Source organism: Pseudomonas sp. NCCP-436 (assembly GCF_019656335.1).
Classification (GTDB): Bacteria; Pseudomonadota; Gammaproteobacteria; order Pseudomonadales; family Pseudomonadaceae; genus Aquipseudomonas.
Window position 1 is genome coordinate 42023 of the sequence record NZ_BPLZ01000019.1, and the last position, 7100, is coordinate 49122.

Consider the following 7100-nt stretch of genomic DNA (forward strand, 5'->3'; position numbering starts at 1 on the left):
ATCCTCCGTGCAGCTTTCTGCACGCCATCGCCGATTCATTTCCATACGAATTCGTTCGCGATCCTGTCGCCTTCTCTACGGCGCGCGGCTTCTCAAGCTAACAGCTTCCTTCTCCTCTTAATGATCATGTCATTCCTATGAATCTGACCGAACTCAAGCAAAAGCCGATTGCCGAACTGCTGGATATGGCCGACCAGGCTGGTCTGGAAAACATGGCCCGTTCGCGCAAGCAGGACATCATCTTCGCCCTGCTCAAGAAGCACGCGAAAAGCGGCGAAGAGATTTCCGGTGACGGCGTGCTGGAGATTCTCCAGGACGGTTTCGGCTTCCTTCGCTCCGCCGACTCCTCCTACCTGGCCGGTCCCGACGACATCTACGTGTCTCCCAGCCAGATCCGCCGCTTCAACCTGCGTACCGGTGACACCATCGTCGGCAAGATTCGTCCGCCCAAGGAAGGCGAGCGTTACTTCGCTCTGCTCAAGGTCGACAGCATCAACTTCGACCGCCCGGAAAACGCCAAGAACAAGATTCTGTTCGAGAACCTCACCCCGCTGTTTCCCAACGAGCGGCTGAAGATGGAGGCCGGCAACGGCTCCACCGAGGATATCACCGGCCGTGTGATCGACCTGTGCGCGCCGATCGGCAAGGGTCAGCGTGGTCTGATCGTCGCGCCGCCGAAGGCGGGCAAGACGATCATGCTGCAGAACATTGCCAGCAACATCACCCGCAACAACCCGGAAGTGCACCTGATCGTCCTGCTGATCGACGAGCGTCCGGAAGAAGTAACCGAGATGCAACGCACCGTGCGCGGCGAAGTGGTGGCCTCGACCTTCGACGAGCCGCCGACCCGTCACGTGCAGGTTGCCGAAATGGTAATCGAGAAAGCCAAGCGTCTGGTTGAGCACAAGAAGGACGTGGTCATTCTGCTCGATTCCATCACCCGTCTGGCGCGTGCTTACAATACCGTGATTCCAAGTTCGGGCAAGGTGCTCACCGGTGGTGTCGACGCTCATGCCCTGGAGAAGCCCAAGCGCTTCTTTGGCGCGGCGCGTAACATTGAGGAGGGCGGTAGTCTGACCATCCTCGCTACCGCGCTGATCGAGACCGGCTCGAAGATGGACGAGGTGATCTACGAGGAATTCAAGGGCACCGGCAACATGGAGCTGATCCTGGATCGCCGCGTGGCCGAGAAGCGCACCTTCCCGGCGATCAACATCAACAAGTCTGGCACCCGTCGCGAAGAGTTGCTGACCGGTGAGGAAGAGCTGTCGCGCATGTGGATCCTGCGCAAGTTGCTGCACCCGATGGACGAGATCGCTGCCATCGAGTTCCTGATCGACAAGCTGAAAGCGACCAAGACCAACGACGAGTTCTTCCTGTCGATGAAGCGCAAGTAAGAGGATCTGCTGCGCGAAGGTGATGCTGCGTTTAAATACAGACTCGGGCACGAGTCCGATCGAGAGGCTCATGTACATTCGTATATGCCGCTCTCTCGCCTTCGGGCCAGTCTTTGGCAGTTACTCCCGCTGGTCGTTGCGCCTTGCCTGACCTTCGCACGCTACGATCCGATGGCACTACCAAAAGGTCGGGGAGCCCGGCCTTGTGGTTTCCACATAGGCCATCAAGCCTTCTGAAAGCCTCTCATCGGCGCTAAACTTTGCGCCCCGGCGTCAAGCCCGCCCGACACGAGGCACCTCATGCAGTATCGCGACCTGCGCGACTTCATCCGTGAGCTGGAACAGCGCGGTGAGCTCAAGCGTATCAGCACCCCGGTTTCGCCTGTGCTGGAGATGACCGAAATCTGCGACCGTACCCTGCGCAAGGCGGGGCCGGCGCTGCTGTTCGAAAAAACGAGCGGCTACGACATTCCGGTACTTGGCAATCTGTTCGGTACGCCGCAACGAGTTGCCCTGGGCATGGGCGCAGAGAGTACCGAGGCGCTGCGTGAGATTGGCAGGCTGCTGGCCTTTCTCAAGGAGCCGGAGCCGCCGAAGGGGCTGAAGGATGCCTGGAGCAAGCTGCCGATCTTCAAAAAGGTCCTTTCCATGGCGCCCAAGGTGCTAAAGGATGCGCCCTGCCATGAGGTGATCGAGGAGGGCGACGACGTTGATCTTGGCAAGCTGCCGATCCAGCACTGCTGGCCGGGCGATGTGGCGCCGCTGATAACCTGGGGCCTAACCATCACCAAAGGGCCGAACAAGGAGCGGCAGAACCTCGGTATTTACCGCCAGCAGGTGATCGGCCGCAACAAGGTGATCATGCGCTGGCTCAGCCATCGTGGCGGTGCGCTGGACTATCGCGAGTGGTGCCAGAAGCATCCGGACAAACCCTATCCGGTCTGCGTGGCCCTGGGCGCCGACCCGGCGACCATTCTCGGCGCCGTCACCCCGGTGCCCGATACCCTCTCCGAATACGCCTTCGCAGGGCTCTTGCGCGGTCATCGCACCGAGCTGGTCAAGGCGGTCGGCAGTGATCTGCAGGTGCCGGCGAGCGCCGAGATCGTCCTCGAGGGCGTTATCCATCCGGGCGAAACCGCGCCGGAAGGCCCCTACGGTGACCATACCGGTTACTACAACGAGGTCGACACCTTCCCGGTGTTCACCGTCGAGCGCATTACCCGTCGCCGCGAGCCGATCTACCACAGCACCTACACCGGCCGGCCGCCAGATGAGCCGGCGATTCTTGGTGTGGCGCTGAACGAAGTGTTCGTGCCGATCCTGCAGAAGCAGTTCCCGGAGATCACCGATTTCTACCTGCCGCCGGAAGGCTGCTCCTACCGCATGGCGGTGGTGACCATGAAAAAGCAGTACCCGGGTCACGCCAAGCGCGTAATGCTCGGTGTGTGGTCGTTCCTGCGACAGTTCATGTACACCAAGTTCGTTATCGTCACCGACGACGATATCAATGCGCGCGACTGGAACGACGTGATCTGGGCCATCACCACGCGCATGGACCCCAAGCGCGACACGGTGATGATCGACAATACGCCGATCGATTATCTCGACTTTGCCTCGCCGATTTCCGGGCTCGGCTCGAAGATGGGCCTGGATGCCACTCACAAGTGGCCGGGGGAGACCAGTCGCGAGTGGGGTCGTGTCATCGAGCGCGATCCGGCGGTGGTGGCGCGTGTCGACGCGTTGTGGAGTGAGCTGGGAATCGACTGATGAACGTCACCTTGCAACCTTCCGGAGTCACCCTCGTGCTACAGCCGGGCGAGCGCATTCTCGATGGTGCCCGGCGCCTGGGCTATGAGTGCCCGCAAAGCTGCCGTAACGGCAACTGCCATATCTGTGCCGCCTTGCTGGTGGAAGGGCGGGTGCGGCAGAACGGTGTCGAGCTGGATCATGGCGAGCTGTTCACCTGTCTGGCTGAGCCGCTGGAAGACTGCGTGCTGCACTGGGATGGTGTGCTTGCTCCCGGCGAGTTGCCGGTACGCGAACTGAGCTGCCAATTGATCGACTGTGTCGAGGTCGGTGGTGACGTGTTCCGCGTGCTGCTGCGGGCACCGGCTGGCCGGGCGCCGCGTTACCACGCCGGACAGTACCTGTTATTGCAGCGCCCGGATGGAGATATGGCGGCCTTTTCCCTGGCATCGGCACCGCATTCAGGTCGTGAGCTGGAGCTGCACATCCTGGCGCGCGAAGACAGCACGCTGGCGCTGTTGCAACATCTGCGTGAGACCGGCATCGCCCGGGTGCAGATGCCCTACGGCGACACTCATCTGGCCGAGTTGCCGGATGGACCGCTGGTACTGATTGCTGCCGGTACCGGCATGGGGCAGATGCACAGTTTGATCGAGCATTGTCGCGCCAGCGGCTTCGCCCATCCGGTGCACCTGTACTGGGGTGCACGCCGGCCCGAGGACTTCTATGAGCTGCCGCACTGGGCCGAGTGGCAGCGTCTGAGCAATCTGCACCTGCATCAGGTGGTCAGCGACCAGTGTGGCTGGCAGGGCCGTTGCGGCCTGCTGCACGAGGCGGTACGCGAGGACTTCCCCGACCTCGGCTCACTGCACGTCTACGCCAGCGGCTCGCCGGCGATGGTCTATGCCACGCTCGATGCGCTGGTCGAAGCCGGCATGGATGCCCATCAGATGCGTGCAGACGTATTCGCCTACGCGCCGCGCTGATGGCCGCGGTGCGACTCTGGCGGCCGTTGCTGTCAGCGTAGGCAATTTGTCTGAGACGTCGGCGTCTGTACTGACCGCGAGGTGCTCAGTCGGGAAGGCCGGCCTTGAGCCGCAGAAGGTTGCTGTCGCGAATGCGCAGGCTGCTTTTTGCCAAGCTGCAGGGGTTTAAACAGATGCTCTAGCACGGGGCTTGCGGACATTAGGCTGTTCCTTATCTTGTTCTTATTCTAAAAAACAGTACGGACTGCTTTGAATTTCAGGGTATGGCGAGCCCGCGTTCAGCGCAAGATGCGTCGTGCAAGTTTGTGTGTGGGAGATCGGTGGTCGGCAGCGCGTGCGCTACCGGCAAGGGTGGGGTTTAAGTGGGTGTACCCTGCATCATCAGTGCCTGATTGGCATCGGCCTGGCTGCGTAGGAAGTTCCAGGTGATTTTCATCCGGGCGATGTCCTTCAGCTCGATCGGCATCAGCATCCAGAAGGTCCGGGTAAAGACAATCTGCTCGCTTAACACGCAGTGCAGATTTTTATCCCGGGCTGCGGAAAAGGCTGGCAGGATGGCCAGTCCCGCTCCGGCGGCGGCGGCTTCCTGCTGGGCCAGGATGCTGGTGCTGCGCAAGGCCACATGGCGCGGCTTGCCGATTTCCTCAAGGTAGAACAGCTCCTTGCTGTAGAGCAGGTCATCGATGTAGCTGATGAAAGTGTGCTCGCGCAGATCTTCCAGGCAGGTGATCGGCGCATGCCGCTGCAGATAGTCCGCGCTGGCATAGAGCTTGAGCACGTAGTCGCTCAGCCTGGTGATGATGTATGGGCCGCGTTCCGGGCGCTCCAGGGTGATAACGATGTCCGCTTCGCGCCGCGACAGGTGAACCGTGCGCGGCACTGCCAGCAGTTCAACACCCAGATTGGGATATTGCCGGGTCAGGGCGCTGAGCTGCGGTGCCAGAACCACCGCGCCGTAACCATCCGGAGCACCGATCCGCACCTGGCCGGACATCATATGCTGCTGATCGCTGCTGCTGCGCTCGATCGCGGAGAAGGCACTTTCCATGGCCTCGGCCTTGGGTAGCAGGCGGCGGCCGGCTTCCGTCAGTCGATAGCCGGTGTTGCCGCGAGCAAAAAGCTGCTGACCCAAATCCTTTTCCAGTGCCTGAATCCGTCTGGCGACTGTGGTGTGTTCTACGGCAAGGCTTCGTGCAGCGGCCGTGAGTTGGCGGGTACGGGCGACTTCAAGGAAGAAACGCAGGTTGTTCCAGTCCATAATGAACTCATGCTGTGCAAATTTGCACAATAATATTGCAAATGCTTGAGCTTGATGAACAGAAATACACTGATAGCATCCATCCAACGACTCCCAGTCGGGAGGGCGCTGTTTTCCACAGGCTTTCAGGCGAGATAAAAACAATGACCAACGCAGTACCGACCGTAAAACTGCTAATCAATGGTGAGTTCGTAGAATCCAAGACGACCCAGTGGCGCGATGTGGTGAACCCGGCCACCCAGGAAGTTCTGGCTCGTGTTCCGTTTGCCACTGCTGAAGAAATGAACGCTGCAGTGGCCGCGGCCAGTGAGGCATTCAAGACCTGGCGCAAGACTCCTATTGGCGTGCGTGCGCGCATTTTCCTCAAATACCAGCAACTGATTCGCGAAAACATCAAGGAGCTGGCGGCCATTCTGACTGCCGAGCAGGGCAAAACCCTGCCGGACGCTGAGGGAGATGTATTTCGCGGGCTGGAAGTGGTTGAGCATGCGGCCAACATTGGTACGCTGCAGATGGGCGAGCTGGCCAACAACGTGGCCACCGGTGTGGACACCTATACCCTGTTGCAGCCGCTGGGCGTGTGTGCCGGCATCACCCCGTTCAACTTCCCGGCGATGATTCCGTTGTGGATGTTCCCGATGGCCATCGCCTGTGGCAACACCTTCGTTCTCAAACCGTCCGAGCAGGATCCGATGGTCACCATGCGTCTGGTTGAGCTGGCGCTGGAAGCCGGTATTCCGAAGGGCGTGCTCAACGTGATTCACGGCGGCGTTGATGCGGTGAACCTGCTGTGCGACCACCCGGATATCAAGGCTGTGTCGTTCGTAGGCTCAACCAAGGTTGGCACCCACGTTTACAACCGCGCCAGCCTCAACGGCAAGCGCGCACAGTGCATGATGGGAGCGAAGAACCATTGCATTGTCCTGCCTGACGCCAACAAGCAGCAGACCCTGAACAACCTGCTGGGTGCATCCTTCGGTGCTGCTGGTCAGCGCTGCATGGCGCTGCCGGTGGTGATCCTGGTGGGTGAGGCGCAGAAGTGGCTGCCTGAGCTGGTGGAAAAGGCGCGCGCGCTGAAGGTCAATGCTGGCCATGAGGCGGGCACCGATGTAGGGCCAGTGGTGTCGTGCTCGGCACTGGATCGTATCAATGGCCTGATTGCCAAGGGCGTTGAAGAGGGTGCAACCCTGGTCCTCGACGGTCGCAACCCGACGGTTCCGGGTTACGAGAAGGGCAACTTCGTCGGCCCGACCATCTTCACCGACGTCACCCCGCAGATGAGCATTTACCAAGAGGAAATCTTTGGCCCGGTACTTGGCGTAATGAACGCGGCCAATCTGGATGAAGCCATCGCCATCATCAATGCCAACCCCAATGGCAACGGCACGGCGCTGTTCACCAGCTCCGGCGCTGCAGCCCGTCGCTTCCAGGAGGATATCGATGTGGGCCAGGTCGGCATCAACGTACCGATTCCGGTACCGGTTCCACTGTTCAGCTTCTCCGGTTCCCGAGCCTCCAAGCTCGGGGATCTGGGCCCATACGGCAAGCAGGTGATTCTGTTCTACACCCAAACCAAAACTGTCACTGAGCGCTGGTTTGAAGACGATGAGACGGGCGTTCTGAATACCACCATCACCCTCAAGTAATGGCGGGGGGGGGGGGGGGGGGGCCGCCGCCCGAGGCGCCAAAAAAAAAAAAAAGAAAGAAAACACT

The 7100-nt window shown here is 60.4% G+C and carries 5 protein-coding genes; 4 read left to right on the plus strand and 1 reads right to left on the minus strand.

The genetic code is table 11. From position 1 onward, the window contains the following. Positions 1-137: 137 nt before the first annotated feature. The 3 genes from rho to NCCP436_RS16125 all read left to right on the plus strand — a co-directional run bounded on the left by rho (position 138) and on the right by NCCP436_RS16125 (position 4129). Positions 138-1397, plus strand: a complete 1260-nt coding sequence (rho, locus tag NCCP436_RS16115; protein WP_220804985.1) for a transcription termination factor Rho — start codon at positions 138-140, stop codon at positions 1395-1397. A gap of 300 nt (positions 1398-1697) precedes the next feature. Continuing rightward, positions 1698-3164, plus strand: coding sequence for a 4-hydroxy-3-polyprenylbenzoate decarboxylase (ubiD, locus tag NCCP436_RS16120; RefSeq protein WP_220804986.1), 1467 nt, complete (start codon positions 1698-1700; stop codon positions 3162-3164). Further along, positions 3164-4129, plus strand: a complete 966-nt coding sequence (locus NCCP436_RS16125; RefSeq protein WP_220804987.1) for a CDP-6-deoxy-delta-3,4-glucoseen reductase — start codon at positions 3164-3166, stop codon at positions 4127-4129. The genes ubiD and NCCP436_RS16125 overlap by 1 nt, the downstream gene beginning before the upstream one ends. 358 nt (positions 4130-4487) lie before the next feature. On the opposite strand, the gene NCCP436_RS16130 is transcribed toward NCCP436_RS16125, so the two are convergent. Continuing rightward, a complete protein-coding gene (locus NCCP436_RS16130; protein WP_220804988.1) occupies positions 4488-5387 on the minus strand; it encodes a LysR family transcriptional regulator in 900 nt (299 codons plus the stop codon). Positions 5388-5530: 143 nt separating this feature from the next. Here NCCP436_RS16130 and NCCP436_RS16135 point away from each other — a divergent pair, with 143 nt between their 5' ends. Next, the gene (locus tag NCCP436_RS16135) at positions 5531-7033 is read left to right on the plus strand and encodes a CoA-acylating methylmalonate-semialdehyde dehydrogenase (protein WP_220804989.1); all 1503 of its coding nucleotides are present in this window, start codon (positions 5531-5533) and stop codon (positions 7031-7033) included. Positions 7034-7100 lie beyond the last annotated feature (67 nt).

What these genes read in the sequence shown, in the direction of transcription:
- rho (WP_220804985.1), top strand. Translation starts at nt 138, where the DNA reads ATGAATCTGACCGAACTCAAGCAAAAGCCGATTGCCGAACTGCTGGAT.
- ubiD (WP_220804986.1), top strand. Translation starts at nt 1,698, where the DNA reads ATGCAGTATCGCGACCTGCGCGACTTCATCCGTGAGCTGGAACAGCGC.
- NCCP436_RS16125 (WP_220804987.1), top strand. Translation starts at nt 3,164, where the DNA reads ATGAACGTCACCTTGCAACCTTCCGGAGTCACCCTCGTGCTACAGCCG.
- NCCP436_RS16130 (WP_220804988.1), bottom strand. Translation starts at nt 5,387, where the DNA reads ATGGACTGGAACAACCTGCGTTTCTTCCTTGAAGTCGCCCGTACCCGC.
- NCCP436_RS16135 (WP_220804989.1), top strand. Translation starts at nt 5,531, where the DNA reads ATGACCAACGCAGTACCGACCGTAAAACTGCTAATCAATGGTGAGTTC.